The following is an 18,454-nucleotide window of genomic DNA, read 5'->3' as shown; positions in this document are numbered from 1 at the left end:
TAAAGGAATCAATCAAAGAATTAAAAAATGAGATGTATGACCTTCAAAATTAAAAAACTTGAAACGGACAAAGAATTGGATAATGTCGCCGCGTTGGCAAAAGAGATTTGGACGGAACATTATACCCCGCTTATCGGGCCGGCGCAAACAGAATATATGCTTCGCGTGTTTCAGTCCCCCGAAAGAATCAAAACAGACATCCGAGAACGAAATTTCAGTTATTTCGCGGTCGTTTCGGAAGATTCTGAGGAGCAGATTGCATATCTTGCATTGCAGCCGGATGAGAGAGGCGTTTTCATCAGCAAGATCTATGTCAAAAAAGAGTTTCGCCGACTTGGAATTGCGAAAATGTTAATTCGTTTTTCATTGGATTTTGCAAAAGAAGAAATCAAATCTCCGAATTCGGTTTTTGATGCTTCAAAAAATACCAGGCCGTGCCTTTGGCTGACGGTTAACAAAGGGAATTCAGGTCCCATTGAATTTTACAAAAAAGAAGGTTTTGTGATTGATAACGAAGCCGTCACGGATATCGGCCATGATTTTTACATGAACGATTACATTATGACATTATATTTCGATGACGAAAAAGAATGCTAAAAATAAAACTGAAAAAGAAAAACAAAAAGAAATTTCTAAAAAACGGATAAATTAAAAAATAAAAGAGAAAAAAATAAAACTGAAAAAGAAAAACAAAACGAAATTTCTGAAAAACGGATAAATAAAAAAAAATAATCAGCATCAAGCTGATTAATTCGAGGATTCGTTCGGAGATTCGTGCGCAGCCAATTGTTCCATGACCGTTATCTGTTCATCTCTGATGTGCTGCACATATTCGGCGGCGGGAACGTCTAATGTGATTTGACCGTCTCGAATCGTAATCACGCGGTCTGTTTGAACGGCGAGTTCGTTGTTGTGCGTAATCATGATAATGGTTGAGCCGTTTCGGTTCAGCTCGCGGAAATAATCCATGACTTCCGCAGTTGTTTTGGTATCTAAATTACCGGTCGGTTCATCGGCCAAAAGAATAACCGGATCATTGATTAAAGCACGAGCGACAGCAACACGTTGAATCTGACCGCCTGAAAGCTCTGACGGTTTGTGTTTCATACGGTCTTCCAAGCCGACCATTTTGAGAAGTTCTTTGGCTTTTTTCGGATAATCAATGCCGCTTTTTTTGCTGGCGTAAGTCGGAAGCATCACATTTTCATAAGCGGTTAATCTCGGAATGAGGTTGAACTGCTGGAAAATAAACCCGATTTCCATGCCGCGCAAATGCGCCAATTCGTTGTCGTCTAATTGATTAATGTCCTGACCGTTCACGGCAATGATGCCGGAAGTCGGGCGGTCCAAACAGCCGAGCAAATTCATCAGCGTACTTTTGCCGGATCCTGACGGGCCGACAATCGCGACAAAATCACCTTCGTTGATTTGGAAATTTACGCCTTTTAAAATGGGAACTTCCTCATGCCCCAAATAATAAGTTTTATAGACATTATTCACGTCAACGACGACTTTTCGAGAATCGGCTGTTTTATTCATATTTTTTAACCTCGTTTTTATTTTGCAGTAATTATGTGTTGAGTAAAGACAAGAGATTTATACTTATCCCAATGTGAACCAATTTTCAGAGGAAAAGTTGACAATTCGGAAGAAAAAGAAAAACAAAAAGGAAAAAAGGAAAAACAAAAGCAGAAAAAATGAAACAAATCGGAGACAAGAATAAAAAAAGAACGAAACAGATTAACCGCAAAGATAGACACAAGATATAAAAAACGTATGAAGAGGTATAATAAAATATACATAAGACAGTATATATAAAAGAAGTTTGATACTAATAACTGACTGTTTAGAAAATAAACAGGAGAAACAAAAATGATTAAAAAAAGCGTATTAAAATTATTGAACGAACAGATTAACAAAGAATTTTATGCCGCTTACCTTTACCTCGGTATGTCTGCCAAATGTACGGATATGAACAGAGACGGCTATGCCTCGTGGCTCAGACTCCAAGCTGAAGAAGAAATTGAGCATGCCATGAAAATTTATGATTACATCACCGAACAGTCTGAAAGCGTTGAATTAACGCCGATTGCAAAGCCGGACATCAAAGGAAAAACGCTTTTAGATTTCTTTAAGCAGGCTTACGAGCATGAACAATTGGTGACGGCTTCCATTAACAACATCATGGATGTCGCTGTCAAAGAAAAGGATTATGCGTCTCAGATTTTCCTCCAATGGTTCGTCACTGAACAAATTGAAGAAGAAAACCAGACATCCAATATCGTTGACGATTTAACGCTCGCTAAAACCGATATCGCCGCTATTTTGGCAATTGAAAAAAGACTTGCCAAAAGAGAAGGCGATGACTGATTTAAATGAAATCAGACGTTAAAACGAGTAAAATGTAAAAATAAAAAAATGTAAAAATAAAAAAATGTAAAAAACGAATAAATTAAGCAAATAGACGTAAAAACGAACAAAATTAAAACAAACAAATGAAACGGTAAACAGAAAAAAGATTTCTTTTTACCGTTTCCTCCTTCTTAAAAACATATTTTTCGATAGCGCCTCACCCGACGGTTTTTTATAGCACAAACCCGTCAATAACTTTAGAAAAACGATTTAAATGTTTTGCATGGGAAACAGTAATCAGAGGCAAACTATGGCAAATAATTTCTGTTCTAATTGCGGTGAACCGATTCCCGAATCGGGCGCAAATGTCTGCACCAACTGCGGCAAACCGCTTCGCGAACCTCAAACTGAATCGACTTCAACTGACAGTTATCAAAGTACAACCGGCGGCAATTTCCAACAATCCGGAAGCAGTAATGCACAATCCGGTAGCAGCAATGCACAAGCAGGCAGCAGTAATGCGCAAGCAGGCAGCAGCAACGCACAGCAAGCAGAAAGCGGCGATGCGCAACAAACCTATACCAATGATCAAAATACAAACTATGAGCAGCAGACTCGAAATGAGAACTATAACTCATACGCGCGTCCCGGAAATACGGCTTATGTCAATGATAAAAATCCGATTGTTTCGGTGATTTTGTCGTTCTTCTTCCCGGGTGCCGGTCAGGTTTATAACGGTGATTTGAAAAAGGGTTTAATGATCGTCATTGGTGCTATCATTACATTATTCATTTTCTTCCCGGCTTCATTTGTCGTTTGGGTTTACGGATTATATGATGCATACACAGACGCCGACAAGATGAACAAAGGACAAATACCGTATGCTGAAGCAACAATGCAAGACGCTTTGATTTATGCAGGCGTTTTCATCGGCTCATTCATTCTTCTCTTTGTTATATTCTTCTTTATCGGGCTCTTTTTCGGCTTGATGATGATTTAAACAAAATGAAATACGGATTTTAAAATCCGTATTCAATTTATTTTTAAATTTAAAATTTTTTGAAATTGGTTTTAGAAATTGATTTTATTAAGAACAAAACATCTTTTTTTCGTTCAATTTAATAAAAAAGCGAACGCCGACTAAACCCAAAAATTAAAGAGATTATATTTTTCGAAGTCAGCCGGCGTTCGGGTATAATAAATAATCAAACCCGATGTTTAATTTCGCTTAAAATTAAAGAAAAGTTCGAGAACGACCGCAATTTTCGGTTTTTGCGAGCGACAGTGAGCAAAAATTGAAAAATGCGGTTTATTTCCCCGCCGTTTATAAAGTCATTTTCCGTTTTACGATATTTTTACTGTTTCTGATGTTTATTCAACGAATGAGTACGAATCTCCAACACCTTCTTTCACTCACTACGTTCGTGAAACGCGTCGTTGGAGGTGGTTGATTTGGTTTTTCATTTATTTTGGTTAAATGGAAACATCAGTTTTTCAATTTAACAAAAAGGGGAACGCCGATTAAATTCCAAAATAAAATCGGTTTTTATTTTTAGGTTTTAAAAGGGCATTCCTTTTTCAAAAATAATGAAAACGATGTTTGGATTTGTTTAAATTGGAAAAAGGTTCGAGAACGACCGCAATTCAAAATTTTGTGAGCGTCAGCGAACAAAATTGCAGAATTGCGGATTATTCCCCTGCGTTTACAAAAAAGACATCGTCGAATGATTGAAATTTAATTACAAAGCTGTTTATGTTGTTTATGTCACGAATGGGTACGAATCTCCAACGCCTTCTTTCCTCGCGTTGCTCGGAAACGCGTCGTTGGAGGCGGTTGCTTCGTCTTTTCGATTATTTAAATTAAAGAAAATACAGAATTTTTAATATTACAAAAATTACAATTTCATGTTTTTTAAAAAACCAATTCATTCAACGGTTTTCGATCAGTTGTTCCCGGTGAAGGCTCGGCCGACTGACCGACAGCAAGAACAGCCGCCAATTCAAACTCATCAGGCGCATTCAATATTTTCGAAACTTCTTCCTTGTTTTTCAAAATTTCACCAAGCCACACGGCACCGAGATTCAGAGAATGCGCCGCAAGCAAAATATTTTGAATACAGGCGCCGATTGCCATTAAATCTTTTTCACGATGATAAGAGGACACCGTATCTAAAAAAACAGAGATAATCAGCGGCGCGGATGAAACAATTTCAGAATAATGCGTCAGATTGGAAAGCTGCCGTCCGATTTCTTTATCTTCAATCACGGAAAACCGCCACGGCTGATTATTCAAACCCGACGGCGCGAATCGGGCACATTCAAGAAGCGTTGAAAGATCATCTTTTGGAATCGGGTCAGACAAATATTGGCGAACGCTTCGGCGGGAAAGAATTGTTTCAATCGTTTCATTTTGACTCATAGAAATCACATTTTACATTAAATAGAATTAAACATGAATTGAATAACATGAATTGAATAACATGAATTGGTAAACATGAATTGGTAAACATGAATGAAATTAAACATAAACTGAATCTAAAAATAATTGTTGATTTTATTTCAGAATAGTATTTATAATTTTGAGAAATAAATAACCGACAAGGGTTAAAGGGACAAAACGATTGGCATTAAAAAATAAGAGAGAGAAATATGGCAGCAAATTATTGTTCAAATTGCGGCGAACCTTTGAAAGAGTACGCAATTGTCTGTTCCAACTGCGGCAAGCCGATTCCCGGCCGAAGCGAAGTGCATGAAACAGGACGAGAAGAAACAAGAAAAGAATCCGGAACGCACAGCGAAGAAAAAGTACATGCCGAACACGTTTACACCAACAGTAAACAGAGGAATGTCGATCAATCGAAAAATACATTTTTCGCGCTTATTTTATCATTTTTCATCCCCGGCCTCGGCCAGGTTTACAACGGTCGCTTCTGGAAAGGTGTCGGCTTTATGATTGCGGTTCCGCTCGGAACATTATTATTACTCATCCCCGGCATTATCATTTGGGCGTGGGGCATGTATGACGCATACACGGAATCAGATAGAATAAACAAAGGAGAATTGCCGTACAAAGAACCGACTGTTTGGGAAATTATCGGATTTTTGTTGCTTCCGATTTTGGTCGGATTATTGTTTGTCCTCCTATCCTTTATTTTCTTTATGATTATTGCAATCCCGCTTGCTTTAATTTAATAAAAATTGAATAGAGATGGAAACAAAGACAAATGAAGATTGAATTCAATCTTCACTTTATTTTTTTGAATTTTTTTCAACTTATTTTCGATTTATTTTTTCAATTTATTTTTTCCAGCGTTTTAATTCCGGAAAATATTTTTGCATCATTTCGCGGGCGGTTTCTTCAGTCATGCCTTCATTGCATGAAACCATATGCGGAACGCAAAATTCAATCATTTCTTCCATAGTCGCATCAGGTGCCGTGAACACGCCGTCTTTGTAGCAATAGACACAATATTCATCGCTTTTACTGCCGTCGGCTTCTGTTCCTTTCAATTCGCCTGCTTCATCCATCGGCATGGCGCAGCATTGACAAAATGTCATATTTTCAGGGAATTCTTGATTTTCCATAGTTTTTCACCTTTTTTATTGCATTAAAATTGATACTTAAAATGAAACAGTTCCGATATCTTCCATACCGGCAATAACAGTCGCTTCTTTTATATGGATTTCATAAACGGACAAATATGCGCCGGCCATTTCAAACATTTCTGCAAGACCCGGAGAATGTTCCAAAAATAAATTTTTGAGATCATCTAAAGTCTTGTCACTTTTTTGAACAACGGCGCTGTGAGAGCGAATATGGGGCGTATCGTTCAAGTCGGTCGGGATTGTCGTAAACGCAACGCGGTTGTTTTCATTAAACTCAATCACTTTGGGATTGTCGTTTCCTGTTGAAAAATAAAGAACGGAAGGGTTTTCTTTGTCACAGCAGAAATTAACGATTCTGACATTGGGCATATCATTCACAGAAGTTGCTAAAGCAATAACGCCGCTTCCTTTTACGATTTTCCGATAGCTTTCTAAATAATCCATAAACTGTATCCTGCTCAAAATCTGAGCAAATAAAGAAGCAATCAAAAACAGATAAAGATGTAGAACGAGGTGAAAGTAATAAAAGAAAAAGATGGCGGCAAGTACAAAATATTGTCTTTTGCTTGCCGTTTATTATTCAAAATTCGTTTTAATAATTGCTTGCCATTTATATTCAGTCAGATTATTGCTTGCCATTTCCATATGTATCAGCTCATTTTAATAACATCCGTTCGCTGTGCGAACGTGTCACATTTACCTACCGTCCAAGTTTACCACAGCTATCTACCATTCAAGTTTGCTACAGCTACCTACCGTTCAAGTTTGCTACAGCTACCTACCGATTCCGTTCAGCAAATGCCGCCGCACGCGCGAGCCGCACAAACTTTAAAAAATAGAAACAAGAATGAAAACACGTTTTTAAAAAATAAAAGAAAAGACTGATATGAAATCAGTCGTCGTCAATTCCTTTGTTCAACCACGGAATCTTGGAGCGGATTTCTTTTCCGACGATTTCGATTTCAAGTTCGCTTTCGTGGCGTTCCATTGCTTTCAAAACCGGGTGGTTGAGCATGCCTTCCAAAATGAATTCTTTGGCGAATTCGCCGTTTTGGATGCGGGCGAGTGCTTCATACATCGCGTCTTCGGATTCAGCGTTAATCACGCGCGGACCGACTGTCATGCCGCCGTATTCTGCGGTGTTGGAAACGGAGTACCACATTTTTTCAAGACCGCCTTCGTGAATGAGATCAACAATTAATTTCAATTCGTGAACAGTTTCAAAGTAAGCCATTTCGGGCTGGTAACCGGCTTCAACCAAAATATCAAAAGCCGCTTTCATTAAACTGGCAGCGCCGCCGCACAAATCAACCTGTTCGCCGAACAAATCGGTTTCAGTTTCCTCTCTGAAAGTGGTTTCATAGACACCGGCACGTGTACAGCCGACACCTTTGGCGAATGCGAGGCCGATCTTCTTAGCGTTGCCGCTTTTGTCCTGATAAACAGCAACCAACCCGGGAACGCCGATGCCTTCTGAGAATGTTCTTCTCACAATATGGCCGGGGCTTTTCGGAGCAACCAAAAAGACATCCAAATCATCGCGCGGCGTAATCTGGTTATAGTGAACATTAAAGCCGTGGGAGAAAGAAAGTGCTGCACCCTGTTTTAAGTTCGGCTCGATTTCAGCGTAATAAAGTTTGGACTGCGCTTCATCGGGTGCCAAAACGTGAACGACATCCGCAGATTTAACAGCGTCCGGAACTTCCATGACTTTCATGCCGTCGGCTTCAGCTTTTTTCCAGCTGCGGCCGCCTTTTCTTAAACCGACAATCACGTCGAGGCCGGAATCTTTCAAATTCATTGCCTGAGCGTGGCCCTGGCTTCCATAGCCGATGACGGCAATTGTTTTTCCCTTCAATACATTCAAATCTGCATCTTTGTCGTAGTACATTTGTGCCATAATTTATGACTCCTGTTAATGAATAATAAAATGAAATCAAAAAAATGAAATTTCAAATATAAATAGAAAAGAAAAATGATGAAAACTCATTAAGTTTTCGATTCATTTTTCGAATTATTTTTGAATTATTTTCAAATTGTTTTTCAAATTGTTTTTCGTTATTTTTATTTGGCTGTGTCCTTGGAGCCGCGCAAAAGCCCGACTTTTCCGGTACGCGCCAATTCTTTAATGCCGAACGGACGGAGCAATTTTTCAATCGCGGAAATCTTTTCGCTGCCGCCTGTGATTTCAATCACCATTGTGTTAGAGCCGACATCAATCACTTTCGCGCGGAAAATTTCAACTATTTGTAAAATCTCGGCGCGGGTTTCAGATGTTGTCGCGACTTTAATCAACGCAAGCTCGCGGTCAACGTATTCTTCTTTGCTCAAGTCGACGACTTTAATGACTTCAATCAGCTTGTAAAGCTGCTTAATCACTTGTTCGATAACGGCATCGTCACCGTGAACGACAATCGTCATTCTGGAAACATCCGGATCTTCTGTCATACCGACAGCCAAACTGTCAATATTGTACCCGCGGCGCGCGAAAAGAGCGGCAACACGCGTCAGAACACCGGAATTGTTTTCAACCAAAATGGAAAGCGTATGATATTGCATGTCCGTCATTTCAGATGCCTCCGTATTTTCTTTCATCAATCAATTCATTGATGGATGCACCTGCCGGAACCATCGGGAACACATTTTCACCGCGGTCAACGCGAACGTCAATAACTGACGGGCGGCCTGATTTAATGGCCGTTTGAACCGCTTCTTTGAGTTCGGATTTCTTCTCAACGCGAATACCGAGCGCGCCGTAAGCTTCGGCGAGTTTGACGAAGTCAACGCTGTCAATGATATCGGTGTGGGAATAATGGCAGTCATAGAAGAGTTCCTGCCACTGGCGAACCATTCCAAGGTAACCGTTGTTTAAAATCACGGAAATCACCGGAATATCGTTGGCGACAAGCGTTGCGAGTTCCTGAGAATTCATTTGGAAAGATCCGTCACCGGCAACATCGAAAACGATTTGGTCGGGACAACCGACTTTTGCGCCCATCGCTGCCGGAAGACCGTAGCCCATTGTTCCGAGACCGCCGGATGAAATGAATTTGCGCGGCTGCTTAAACTTGAAATAATGCGCTGTCCACATCTGGTGCTGTCCGACTTCTGTTGCGACAATCGCATCGGGAGCGACTTCACAGAGTGTTTCAATCACAAACTGCGGCTTAATGGTTGAGCCGTCGTCCTTGTAAGCGAGCGGATACTCTTTTTTCCACTGGTCGACACGTTTAATCCAATCCGTTGTCTTGCCCGCGACTATTTTTTCCGAAACGGCCGGAATCAATTCCGCCAAAACAGACCCTGCGTCGCCGACAATCGGCAAGTCAACCGCCACGTTCTTTGAAATTTCGGCGGGATCGATATCAATATGAATGATTTTTGCGCCGGCGGCAAACGATGAAATTTTACTGGTCACGCGGTCATCAAAGCGAGCACCGACGGCGATAAGCAAGTCGGAATCCTGAATGCTGAAGTTCGCGTATTTTGTGCCGTGCATACCGGGCATACCGATAAAGAGCGGATGGTCCATCGGAAACGCGCCCAATCCCATCAAAGTCGTCGTAACGGGCGCGTTGATGAGTTCCGCTAATTTGTATAATTCGGAGGATGCGTTTGCAGCAATCACGCCGCCGCCTGCATAAATCACAGGTTTCTTGGCTTTGGCGATCATTGCAGCCGCATTTTGAATCTGTTTGGCATTTCCCTTAACAGTCGGCTTATAGCTGCGCATCTCCACCTTGTCGGGATAAGAAAATTTCAACTCGTTGATGGTCGCATCTTTTGTGATATCAACAAGAACCGGACCGGGGCGGCCGGTTGAAGCGACATAGAAAGCTTCCTTAATGCTTTTCGGGATATCTTCCGCTTTCTGAACGAGATAATTGTGCTTTGTAATCGGAAGTGTGATTCCTGTAATATTTGCCTCTTGGAACGCGTCGTTTCCGATTAAAGTGCTTGTCACTTGCCCGGTAAACGCGACCATCGGAACGGAATCCATGTGCGCGGTTGCAATACCGGTAACCAAATTCGTGGCGCCCGGCCCGGATGTTGCGAGACAGACGCCTGTTTTACCTGTTGCGCGGGCATAACCGTCAGCAGCGTGCGCTGCCGCCTGTTCGTGACGAACAAGGATGTGGCGCAAATCACAATCGTAAATCTCATCGTAGATGTGAAGTAAAACACCGCCCGGATACCCGAATATAGTGTCCACACCTTCCTTTTTGAGAGATTCGATGAACGCTTTGGCGCCGTTCATCTGCTCCGCAGAATTTTTTGTCATTTAAAACAGCATCTCCTTTTCAGCCGGAAACCCGGCCTGATTCTTTCTGATGTTCTTGATTGAACGAATTTTTGCAATTTATTGTTTGTTTATTATTTCTGCCGATTTTAAGGAAACGGCATTTAATTTTCTTGACAGAATATTAAGGCATGATATTTAATGATTGTTTTAAGAACGCGGAAAAATGAACTTTAGAGACTTGAAAAATCAAAAAAGCTGCCCGATTCAAAAGATGAAAACCGCCTCAAAGAAGCGGCTTTAAATTTGAACCGGATTCCGCGCTTAAAACGGCCGACTCAAACGAGCCGGTTCATGCCGTTAATAACCGCTTCAACCGATGCTTCAATGATGTCGGTTCGAGCGCCGCGGGCGGTAATGGATTTACCGTCTTTGGACATCTTTACTGTGACTTCAACCAAAGCACCCGTTCCGCCCGTAATTGAATCGACGTGATATTCTTCTAAAATAATATCACCGACCGACGCAACCGCGCGCTGAATCGCACGAATCGCCGCGTCAACCGGACCGTCGCCCGTGTCAACACAAACGGCTTCATTGCCGTTAACTTCCAAAATAACGGAAGCCATCGGAATGGCAGGCCGTCCGGAAACCGCCGTGAACGATTTTAATTTAACCGTCGGCTCACAGTGAATTTCCAAAACAGATTCGGCAATTGTTTGTAAATCGGCGTCCGTCACATGAAGACCGTTGTCTCCGAGTTCTTTGACGCGCTTAAAAATTTCCTGTTTCTGCGCCGGATTAGCATCCAAATGAAGCTCAGTCAACGCAAGCTCAATGGAACTGGCCCCGGCATGTTTTCCGAGAACAACGCGGCGGGTTCTGCCGACAAATTCCGGTGAAATCGGCTCATACGATGCCGTATTTTTCACAAGATCGTGAACATGGATGCCGGCTTCATGCGTAAATGAATTGCCGCCGACAAGCGCTTTGTTCGGCGCAACCGGAATGTTTGTCAACCGGCTGACCAATCTGGAAACCTTATACAGATTTTCGGTTTTAATGCCCGTGTTCACACCGTAAAGATGTTCCAGCTGAACAATAACTTCTTCCAGCGCGGCATTTCCGCTGCGCTCACCGATGCCGTTAATTGTCATGTGTCCTTCTGCGGCGCCGGCCCGGAAGGCGGCAACTGTATTCGCCACTGCCAACCCGAAATCATTGTGGCAGTGAATACTGACAGGCGCGCCCGCAACAAATGCGAGTTCCGAGAAAATATTGAAAGTCTTCTCAGGTGTCAGCATTCCGACCGTATCACAGTAGCAGAGCCGGTCTGCGCCGTGCGCGACACCGCTTGCATAAAGGTCTTTTAAAAATTTAAAATCGGCCCGAGAGGCGTCTTCAGCACTGAATTCGACAATTAAGCCGTGAGATTTTGCATATTCCGCCACCTCACCGGCCATCATCAGAACATCTTCTTTGTCCTGTTGATTGCGAATGTCTTTCTTCAATTTTGTTTCAATATGAAGATTAGAAGACGGAACGACAAGATGAACCGAATCAACGTCACATTCAAGAGCTAAATCAATGTCTGATGTGCGCATCCGGCAATAGCTGCAAATTTCTGCATCCAGCCCGAGATCGGCAACCGCTTTAATGGCTGCGCGCTCGCCTTCGGATGTGACTGCGGATCCCGCTTCAATTACGTGAACGCCTAAGTCATCCAAAGCTGTCGCTATTTTCAGTTTGTCATCTGTACTCAACGCCACGCCCGGAGTTTGTTCACCGTCACGAAGCGTTGTATCAAGGAAACGCAGGTTTTCGAATAATATAATCCCTTCTTTTTATAGTTGATACAACAGGCCTTTCATTGCTGTTTTTAGAATCAGCCGAAAAACCAGAGCAGAATTGAAAATTCATTTATGGGTTAAATATGTTTTCATGCATTTGTCATTGTTTATCATGATATTAAATCGCACAAAATCAATAATAAAAACCGTATAAAATATGATAGGTTTAAATAGATTCTACAGAATTAGAAAGAAACATGTTTACTGCAACGGTTACCCCCAGTTTCGGAGAAGTGGACGGCCTTGGCCACATCAATAATACGGTCCTCGCACGTTGGTTTGAAATGGCGAGAAATCCTGTTTTCCGTATTTTCGAACCGAATTTGAATTTATCACACGATGTTTGGCCGCTTATCATGGCGTACACCGATTTCAATTTTGTCGGCGAAATGTTCTTTGAATTCGATGTTGAGCTGAGAACATACATTGAAAAAATCGGCACAAAATCATTTACAATTTACCACGAAGCCTGGCAGGGAGGACGTTTATGCACATACGGAAGAGCCGTTGTCGTCCATTACGATTTCAAAGCAGGCGTGACAACCCCGATTCCCGAAGATAAAAAAGCAAAACTCGCCGAACACATGATTCCTGAAGGCGTTGCTCAGGGAATTAAAAATTGAGATAATAAAAATAAAAAAAATAAATGATAAAATAAAAAAAACAATAAGAAAAATAGAATAAAAAATGAGAAATTAAATAATAAAAATAAAAAATTAATAACAAAAAAGGATTTCAGCGGAGAGAACAATAGATTCGAACCCGCGTTTTCCATTACAATTCTTCGGTTTTAAATTCGGAATACCCTTCGTAATAGTAACTTACGTCTATGCCTTTCATAAATAATTCACGGTCATTGATTTTTTCAGTTAAGGCATTTTTCAGCAACACTTTAATTTCAATATCTTTTATAGGACTCCGTTCCATCGCTGACAAGTAATCATTTTTATCAACCATATTCCAATCAATGACTTTAAAGAGTTCATTTTTCAGGATCAGATCCAACCAAATGCGCATTGACCGTCCGTTCCCTTCCCGAAACGGGTGTGCAACATTCATTTCAATATATTTTTCAATAATTTCATCAAACGTACTTTGCGGCATTTTATCAATATACGCCAAAGAATGTTCCAAATACATTAAAGGAGCAAACCTGAAATTTCCTTTTGAGATATTTACATCACGGATAGAGCCTGCGAAATCATAAATATCTCCGAATAAATACTTATGAATTTGTTTAAGACCTGCAAAAGTTCCGATTTCAATTTTGGAAATATCACCGCTGTCATAAAGCCGCTTGGCATTTGCTTTACTTATGCGTTCTTCTTCACGGTTCAGTTCTGTCTGATCTGTAATTCCGAGTTTATTTTTAAGAACCGCCATTTTCAATATGTCTCCGACTCTTTTGGAAAGAATTAGTCTTCCCCTTCAACAATTGATCCGCCGGGCTCGGTCTCCCGATAAATTTGACCTTCAAAACGATAAACTTTCGCACCGTATTTCCACATCATCGGCGTCAGTTCCGCTTTTACGCAAGTCTGGCAGAGGAATTCAATCGCGTCCCAGCCTTGCTCAACCGCGACCTGCGGCAGCAAAAGACCGCGATGTTCACCGTATTCAGCCATAAGACCGTGTTTTCCGATTTCAATCAAAGACGAATATTTTGTAAACGCACCTTCTAAGAGTTCCGGAAGCGTGAGCGTTGTCACTTCAACTGTTGTTTTCGCGAAATCCTTTTTTTCAATCGGGAAGAAGCGCGGATCTTCAAACGCCGCGGCAACAGCGGATTGAACCAAAACTTCCTTGAGCGGAAGAACAGGATAAGGATAACCGATACAGCCGCGCAGATCGCCTTCTTTTTCAAGCGTTACGAATGCGCCGCGTTTTTCGGAAAAAATAATCGGAACGGAAGGCAAATCATCTTCAGGCTCTTTGCCGTCCAAAACGTTTTCAATTGCTTTGCGGGCAACTTTGACGGCGAGGATGCCTTCACTTTTATGAAGAATATTTTTAGACATCTTTTTACCTCAGAATTACAACATTTCCCGATCATCAAGATCGTTTTCTTTTTTGCGCGCTGCCGCGTCCCGAAGCGCTTTGATTCCCGGAAGTTCGGTTCCGGACAAATATTCAATACAAGCGCCGCCGCCGGTACTGATGTGCGAGAACTGAGCATCCATTCCGAGACGGTGAACTTCGGCAGAAATATGGCCGCCGCCGATGATTGAGAATTGCGCGTTTGTCGCTGCGCGGATAATTTCATGCGTTCCCATCGCAAAATCAGGGTTTTCAGAAACGCCGGCAGGACCGTTTAAAATGACGGTTCCCGCAGATTCAATAATAGAAGTGTAAGAAACAATGGTTTCAAGACCGATATCATTTGCCGGATATTGGGATTTGCCCATTTCTTTAATGCTTGCTTCAACGCGTTTGCCGTCAATGTTTAACGCAACATCTGTCGGGTAACGGATTCTGTCACCGAATTCTTTGAGCATATTGCGGACGGGAGAAATATAAGACGCGTAGCCTAATTTTTCAATCAAATCCATATTGGTTTGACCGATGTTAAAGCCGGCCGCTGCGAGAACAACGTTTCCGACGATACCGCTGAAAAGCACGATATCTGCACTGCCTTTGGACAAAACGTTGTTGGCAACACGAAGCGAGTCATCGACTTTGGCACCGCCGAGCGCATAAACGCAAGGGCGGTCACCGTTTAAACCGCGGTCGAGACTGACAATTTCAGACTCCATGATTCTGCCGGCACCGCACGGCACGTCGCGGGTGAACCCGACAACAGACAAATGAGAGCGGTGGGAAACGGCAAAAGCGTCATTGAAGAAATAATCAACAAGCGGTAAAAGTTTTTTAATAAAATAAGAATCAGCGTGTTCAGAAACGGGGCGTTCGAGTGATTCTTCGGAATAAAACCGAACGTTTTCGAGTAAAATAATGTCTCCGGGTTCCATCGCGGAGATGCATGAACGCGCGTAAGCACCGAAAATGTCATCCACATAACGGACTTCGCGCCCGATTAATTGGGATAAAACTTTAGCGTGAGACTGCATTGTTGTGAAGTCTGACTTTCCGGGGCGGCTCTGGTGCGCCAAAAGAACAATTTTCGCGTCTTTCAAATCATTGATTGTTCGAATGTGGCTTCTGATACGGGCGTCATCTAAAATTCTGCCGTCCGGTCCCATCGGCGCGTTAAAATCGACTCTTAAAAGAACTGTTTTTCCGGAAACATCAAAATCATCAATTGTAAAGAAATCTTTGGTCAACGTCAAACCTCTCGCCGTCTCTTGTATACTGTTTCAAACTGTCTGAAGGATTTCAAACACTTGTTTTTCCAATCTTTATCATTAACCCAATGATTATTAAGGTTATTGTCGGTTCGGCAGAATCCGTCCGTATGTTCCGAGAATTTTCAAGCGCGATGAACGCTCTTGAACAAGTTTCAAAGCGTCATCTACATTTTTATCCGACGGGCGCCCTTCAAAATCAATATAGAAATTGTATTCGCCGAGCGACTTTTTCGACGGCCGGGATTCAATACGCGTCAAATTGATATCGTTTTCATAAAACGCTTCTAAAATGTGGAAAAGAACGCCGGGGCGGTCCTGAATCGGCGCCGCAATGATTGATGTTTTATAAAAAACATCCCCGCTACCGGTTTGAGATAAATTTTCCGGTAAAATATGAAGCCCGACATCACCCGCGTGAATTTTTAAAAGCGGCAGCGATTCCGAGCGAATCAAAAGCAAGAACCGCGTTGAATTATTGAGATTGTCCTGAATTTGACAGTCAACGGCTTTTAATCCGTACGCTTTGCCGGCTTCGGCGGACGCGATTGCCGCACGGACTTTGCCGTCAGCACTGTTATCAGACATTTCCGCAACGCGCATCGCGGCTTTGGATGTGCTGTCGGTTTCAATGAGAACGGCCCCTTTCAAATGTTTCTGAATGTAAGACCGGCATTGATAGAGCCCTTGAGGATGAGAATAAACCACTTCAATTTTATCGGGCGAAAAATCAGGTGTTTGGGTTGATTTTTCGGGCACGAGCAAACAATGCCTGACCGGAAGAATAAGTTCTGCGATGACGGAAACGTCTTTTTCCAAAAGCAAATCCATGCTGACACCGACTGCGCCTTCGATGGAATTTTCAATCGGGACGACGGCGCAATTTGACAGGTCCCCGTTTTCATCTTCTTCAAAAAGCCGCATCACCGTATTTTCAATGGATGAGCAAAACAGCAATTCGGGGGATGGTCCGTCAATCGCCGTTTCAAAAAAGATATGCGCTGCAATTTCTGAATAAGAGCCTGCCGGACCGAGAACTGAAACTTTCATGGATTTCGCTTCTGTTTTATTGTTTTTAAAATAAAATTAAAATAAAGATAGATTTGTTTTTAGGAAAATTTAAAAAATAAAGAGAGGCAGAATCAGAAATTCAAAACATCTGCCATATTGTAAACTTTGCCTTTTTCCTGAGCGTTGACCCATTTGGCAGCCAAAACCGCGCCGCCGACGAAAATTTCGCGTGTGTGCGCCTGGTGCCTGAGTTCAATGCGTTCGGAGTTGCCGATAAACATGACGTTGTGATCTCCGATAATGTCACCGCCGCGAACGGCGTGAACACCGATTTCTTTGCCGCGCGGGCAAATGCCTTCACGACCGAAAACAAGGTCTTTTCCGCCGAGTGCTTCGCTGAGGATTTCAGCGGCAGTCATTGCGGTTCCGCTGGGCGCGTCTTTCTTTTGATTGTGATGCGCTTCGATGATTTCGATGTCATAGTCGTCTCTTAAATATTGAGCCGCTTCTTCAAGCAATTTGAAGAAAACGTTGACACCGATTGAATAATTGGTTGAAATGACGGCTGCAATGTTGTTTTTAACGATTGCTTCGTCGATTGCGGCACGCTGTTCAGGGCCGATTCCGGTTGTGCCGATGATTAAATTAACGCCGGCTGCGGCTGCGGCAGGTGCGTTAACGGCAGTTGCCGCGGCAATTGTAAAATCAATGACGACATCCGTTTTTGTTTCATTTAAAACGGTTTCCAAATCTTTGGAATCGGAAACGAGGATGTCCATTTTGCCGAGACGGGTGACTTCGCCGATGTCCTGACCGATGAAAGCCACGTCAAACGCGGCGGAAAGAGTGATTCCTTCCGTTGCCATAATGCGCTGAATGATCAGCGTTCCCATTCGGCCGCACGCGCCGATGACGGCTGCTCTGACATCACTCATTTTAAAACCCCGCACTTCTTGAGTTCATGCATTAAAATTTCAAGGTTGAGCGGCTGGAGCGGAACAAGCGGCAATCTCAGCGGACCGGCAGCGAGACCGGCAAGGCCCGCGGCAGTTTTGATCGGTGCCGGGTTGGTTTCGATGAACAGCGTTTTCATGAGCGGTGCAAGCTCGTGGTGAAGTTTCAATGCGTCCTGAAGTTTTCCGGTTTCAAAGGCGTTGACCATTTGAACCATTTTTTCAGGAAGAATGTTTGCGACTACGGAAATAACGCCGGTTGCGCCGATTGACATCAGCGGCAAAGTGGCAACGTCGTCGCCGGAAAGCAAAACAAAGTCCTCGTCTTTTGTTTTGTTGATAATTTCGGTGGCTTTGCCCATGTCGCCCGTCGCCTCTTTGATGCCGACGATATTCGGGTGTTTGGCAAGCTCAGCAATTGTCGGAACGCTCATGTCAACGCTTGTTCGTGACGGAACGTTGTAAAGAATCATCGGAATGTCGACAGAGTCGGCGATTTTTTCAAAATGAGCTTTTAAACCGCTTTGTGTCGGTTTGTTGTAATAAGGCGTAATGACAAGAACAGCTGCGGCGCCTGAATCGGCCGCATGTTTGGTAAATTCAATCGCTTCAGCGGTATTGTTTGATCCTGTTCCGGCAATGACGGGAACGGTGGACGCTTCAACTGCAATGTCTGTCACTTGCATATGTTCTGTGGCGGACATGGTTGCGGATTCGCCGGTTGTACCGCACGGAACAATCGCGCTGACGCCGCCTTTTATCGTGAATTCAATATTTCTTCTGAATCCTTCGACATCAATGTGATTATCCGCCGTAAACGGCGTAATTAAGGCGGGAATAACGCCTCTAAACTTTTGACTCATAACTTTTGCACCAACCCAACTCTTGAAAGGTTTATGATAAATGGTTTGACCGCTAACGAGGAAAAGCGGCATGATACGGTTTTCATCAAACATTTTTCATTATAAATAATATCAAGAATAAACCGTTCAATCAAAAATTAAAGTATAGAAGTAATTAAAATTATTGCTTGATTGAAAAAAAGAAGCGGAATTTTTGTTTTGGAAATAAAAATTGGATATGAGTTTAATTTGTCAAAATTATTTGTTTATAATTTGTTTAAAAAAAACTGATTTTTCA

General features: G+C 42.4%; 20 protein-coding genes. 6 read left to right on the top strand and 14 right to left on the bottom strand.

Annotation, left to right across the window (positions count from 1 at the left end):
* The first annotated feature begins 36 nt into the window (after nucleotides 1–36).
* A complete protein-coding gene (locus C7391_RS05355; RefSeq protein ID WP_166627420.1) occupies nucleotides 37–597 on the top strand; it encodes a GNAT family N-acetyltransferase in 561 nt (186 codons plus the stop codon).
* A gap of 150 nt (nucleotides 598–747) precedes the next feature.
* Here C7391_RS05355 and C7391_RS05345 read toward each other — a convergent pair whose 3' ends face one another.
* A complete protein-coding gene (locus C7391_RS05345; RefSeq protein ID WP_133517515.1) occupies nucleotides 748–1,539 on the bottom strand; it encodes an ABC transporter ATP-binding protein in 792 nt (263 codons plus the stop codon).
* 333 nt (nucleotides 1,540–1,872) lie between these two features.
* Here C7391_RS05345 and C7391_RS05340 point away from each other — a divergent pair, with 333 nt between their 5' ends.
* Both C7391_RS05340 and C7391_RS05335 read left to right on the top strand, forming a co-directional pair.
* On the top strand, nucleotides 1,873–2,370 hold the full coding sequence (locus C7391_RS05340; protein WP_133517514.1) for a ferritin: 498 nt from the start codon (nucleotides 1,873–1,875) through the stop codon (nucleotides 2,368–2,370).
* A gap of 292 nt (nucleotides 2,371–2,662) precedes the next feature.
* Nucleotides 2,663–3,352, top strand: a complete 690-nt coding sequence (locus C7391_RS05335; protein WP_166627419.1) for a zinc ribbon domain-containing protein — start codon at nucleotides 2,663–2,665, stop codon at nucleotides 3,350–3,352.
* A 912-nt stretch (nucleotides 3,353–4,264) separates the two neighbouring features.
* Here the strand turns inward: C7391_RS05335 and C7391_RS05330 are convergent.
* A complete protein-coding gene (locus C7391_RS05330; protein WP_133517512.1) occupies nucleotides 4,265–4,771 on the bottom strand; it encodes a nitroreductase family protein in 507 nt (168 codons plus the stop codon).
* A gap of 230 nt (nucleotides 4,772–5,001) precedes the next feature.
* Between C7391_RS05330 and C7391_RS05325 the strand changes: the two genes are divergently transcribed.
* Nucleotides 5,002–5,544 carry a zinc ribbon domain-containing protein gene (locus C7391_RS05325; RefSeq protein WP_133517511.1) on the top strand — a complete coding sequence of 181 codons (543 nt, stop codon included), beginning with the start codon at nucleotides 5,002–5,004 and terminating at the stop codon, nucleotides 5,542–5,544.
* A gap of 105 nt (nucleotides 5,545–5,649) precedes the next feature.
* On the opposite strand, the gene C7391_RS05320 is transcribed toward C7391_RS05325, so the two are convergent.
* The gene (locus C7391_RS05320) at nucleotides 5,650–5,937 is read right to left on the bottom strand and encodes a zinc ribbon domain-containing protein (protein ID WP_208107064.1); all 288 of its coding nucleotides are present in this window, start codon (nucleotides 5,935–5,937) and stop codon (nucleotides 5,650–5,652) included.
* Nucleotides 5,938–5,973: 36 nt separating this feature from the next.
* The gene (locus C7391_RS05315; RefSeq protein WP_133517510.1) at nucleotides 5,974–6,402 is read right to left on the bottom strand and encodes a pyridoxamine 5'-phosphate oxidase family protein; all 429 of its coding nucleotides are present in this window, start codon (nucleotides 6,400–6,402) and stop codon (nucleotides 5,974–5,976) included.
* Between the two features lie 235 nt (nucleotides 6,403–6,637).
* Here C7391_RS05315 and C7391_RS08320 point away from each other — a divergent pair, with 235 nt between their 5' ends.
* Nucleotides 6,638–6,790, top strand: coding sequence for a hypothetical protein (locus tag C7391_RS08320; protein WP_166627417.1), 153 nt, complete (start codon nucleotides 6,638–6,640; stop codon nucleotides 6,788–6,790).
* A gap of 60 nt (nucleotides 6,791–6,850) precedes the next feature.
* Here the strand turns inward: C7391_RS08320 and ilvC are convergent, their stop codons facing one another.
* The 4 genes from ilvC to C7391_RS05295 form a co-directional block, all read right to left on the bottom strand.
* Nucleotides 6,851–7,858 (bottom strand): ketol-acid reductoisomerase, encoded by a 1,008-nt coding sequence (gene ilvC / locus C7391_RS05310; protein WP_133517509.1) that lies wholly within the window; start codon nucleotides 7,856–7,858, stop codon nucleotides 6,851–6,853.
* 164 nt (nucleotides 7,859–8,022) lie between these two features.
* Nucleotides 8,023–8,526 (bottom strand): acetolactate synthase small subunit, encoded by a 504-nt coding sequence (gene ilvN, locus C7391_RS05305; protein ID WP_223611003.1) that lies wholly within the window; start codon nucleotides 8,524–8,526, stop codon nucleotides 8,023–8,025.
* A gap of 1 nt (nucleotide 8,527) precedes the next feature.
* Nucleotides 8,528–10,240, bottom strand: a complete 1,713-nt coding sequence (locus C7391_RS05300; protein WP_133517508.1) for an acetolactate synthase large subunit — start codon at nucleotides 10,238–10,240, stop codon at nucleotides 8,528–8,530.
* Between the two features lie 296 nt (nucleotides 10,241–10,536).
* Nucleotides 10,537–12,015 carry a (R)-citramalate synthase gene (locus tag C7391_RS05295; RefSeq protein WP_263295316.1) on the bottom strand — a complete coding sequence of 493 codons (1,479 nt, stop codon included), beginning with the start codon at nucleotides 12,013–12,015 and terminating at the stop codon, nucleotides 10,537–10,539.
* 230 nt (nucleotides 12,016–12,245) lie between these two features.
* Here C7391_RS05295 and C7391_RS05290 point away from each other — a divergent pair, with 230 nt between their 5' ends.
* Nucleotides 12,246–12,671 carry an acyl-CoA thioesterase gene (locus tag C7391_RS05290; protein WP_133517506.1) on the top strand — a complete coding sequence of 142 codons (426 nt, stop codon included), beginning with the start codon at nucleotides 12,246–12,248 and terminating at the stop codon, nucleotides 12,669–12,671.
* 151 nt (nucleotides 12,672–12,822) lie between these two features.
* Here C7391_RS05290 and fic read toward each other — a convergent pair whose 3' ends face one another.
* From fic to dapA, 6 genes are all read right to left on the bottom strand, one after another.
* Nucleotides 12,823–13,431, bottom strand: a complete 609-nt coding sequence (fic, locus tag C7391_RS05285) for a protein adenylyltransferase Fic (RefSeq protein ID WP_133517505.1) — start codon at nucleotides 13,429–13,431, stop codon at nucleotides 12,823–12,825.
* 32 nt (nucleotides 13,432–13,463) lie between these two features.
* Nucleotides 13,464–14,066, bottom strand: a complete 603-nt coding sequence (locus C7391_RS05280; protein ID WP_133517504.1) for a TIGR00296 family protein — start codon at nucleotides 14,064–14,066, stop codon at nucleotides 13,464–13,466.
* A gap of 15 nt (nucleotides 14,067–14,081) precedes the next feature.
* Complete coding sequence (locus tag C7391_RS05275; RefSeq protein WP_263295312.1) at nucleotides 14,082–15,335, bottom strand: phosphoglycerate kinase; 1,254 nt, start codon at nucleotides 15,333–15,335, stop codon at nucleotides 14,082–14,084.
* 96 nt (nucleotides 15,336–15,431) lie between these two features.
* Nucleotides 15,432–16,400: a prephenate dehydratase gene (gene pheA / locus C7391_RS05270; RefSeq protein ID WP_133517503.1), complete on the bottom strand. Its 969-nt coding sequence runs from the start codon at nucleotides 16,398–16,400 to the stop codon at nucleotides 15,432–15,434.
* A 92-nt stretch (nucleotides 16,401–16,492) separates the two neighbouring features.
* Nucleotides 16,493–17,296, bottom strand: coding sequence for a 4-hydroxy-tetrahydrodipicolinate reductase (gene dapB, locus C7391_RS05265; protein ID WP_133517502.1), 804 nt, complete (start codon nucleotides 17,294–17,296; stop codon nucleotides 16,493–16,495).
* Complete coding sequence (gene dapA / locus C7391_RS05260) at nucleotides 17,293–18,177, bottom strand: 4-hydroxy-tetrahydrodipicolinate synthase (RefSeq protein WP_133517501.1); 885 nt, start codon at nucleotides 18,175–18,177, stop codon at nucleotides 17,293–17,295. Before dapA ends, dapB begins: the two co-directional genes overlap by 4 nt.
* Nucleotides 18,178–18,454: the final 277 nt, after the last annotated feature.

It is taken from the genome of Methanimicrococcus blatticola (assembly GCF_004363215.1).
Taxonomy (GTDB): domain Archaea; phylum Halobacteriota; class Methanosarcinia; order Methanosarcinales; family Methanosarcinaceae; genus Methanimicrococcus; species Methanimicrococcus blatticola.
This window is presented reverse-complemented; position numbering and strand designations above follow the sequence as displayed.

What these genes read in the sequence shown, in the direction of transcription:
- C7391_RS05320 (WP_208107064.1), bottom strand. Translation starts at nt 5,937, where the DNA reads ATGGAAAATCAAGAATTCCCTGAAAATATGACATTTTGTCAATGCTGC.
- C7391_RS05315 (WP_133517510.1), bottom strand. Translation starts at nt 6,402, where the DNA reads ATGGATTATTTAGAAAGCTATCGGAAAATCGTAAAAGGAAGCGGCGTT.
- C7391_RS05355 (WP_166627420.1), top strand. Translation starts at nt 37, where the DNA reads ATGACCTTCAAAATTAAAAAACTTGAAACGGACAAAGAATTGGATAAT.
- ilvC (WP_133517509.1), bottom strand. Translation starts at nt 7,858, where the DNA reads ATGGCACAAATGTACTACGACAAAGATGCAGATTTGAATGTATTGAAG.
- C7391_RS05290 (WP_133517506.1), top strand. Translation starts at nt 12,246, where the DNA reads ATGTTTACTGCAACGGTTACCCCCAGTTTCGGAGAAGTGGACGGCCTT.
- C7391_RS05345 (WP_133517515.1), bottom strand. Translation starts at nt 1,539, where the DNA reads ATGAATAAAACAGCCGATTCTCGAAAAGTCGTCGTTGACGTGAATAAT.
- C7391_RS05300 (WP_133517508.1), bottom strand. Translation starts at nt 10,240, where the DNA reads ATGACAAAAAATTCTGCGGAGCAGATGAACGGCGCCAAAGCGTTCATC.
- C7391_RS05335 (WP_166627419.1), top strand. Translation starts at nt 2,663, where the DNA reads ATGGCAAATAATTTCTGTTCTAATTGCGGTGAACCGATTCCCGAATCG.
- C7391_RS05325 (WP_133517511.1), top strand. Translation starts at nt 5,002, where the DNA reads ATGGCAGCAAATTATTGTTCAAATTGCGGCGAACCTTTGAAAGAGTAC.
- dapA (WP_133517501.1), bottom strand. Translation starts at nt 18,177, where the DNA reads ATGAGTCAAAAGTTTAGAGGCGTTATTCCCGCCTTAATTACGCCGTTT.
- C7391_RS05340 (WP_133517514.1), top strand. Translation starts at nt 1,873, where the DNA reads ATGATTAAAAAAAGCGTATTAAAATTATTGAACGAACAGATTAACAAA.
- fic (WP_133517505.1), bottom strand. Translation starts at nt 13,431, where the DNA reads ATGGCGGTTCTTAAAAATAAACTCGGAATTACAGATCAGACAGAACTG.
- C7391_RS05280 (WP_133517504.1), bottom strand. Translation starts at nt 14,066, where the DNA reads ATGTCTAAAAATATTCTTCATAAAAGTGAAGGCATCCTCGCCGTCAAA.
- C7391_RS05330 (WP_133517512.1), bottom strand. Translation starts at nt 4,771, where the DNA reads ATGAGTCAAAATGAAACGATTGAAACAATTCTTTCCCGCCGAAGCGTT.
- pheA (WP_133517503.1), bottom strand. Translation starts at nt 16,400, where the DNA reads ATGAAAGTTTCAGTTCTCGGTCCGGCAGGCTCTTATTCAGAAATTGCA.
- ilvN (WP_223611003.1), bottom strand. Translation starts at nt 8,526, where the DNA reads ATGACGGACATGCAATATCATACGCTTTCCATTTTGGTTGAAAACAAT.
- dapB (WP_133517502.1), bottom strand. Translation starts at nt 17,296, where the DNA reads ATGAGTGATGTCAGAGCAGCCGTCATCGGCGCGTGCGGCCGAATGGGA.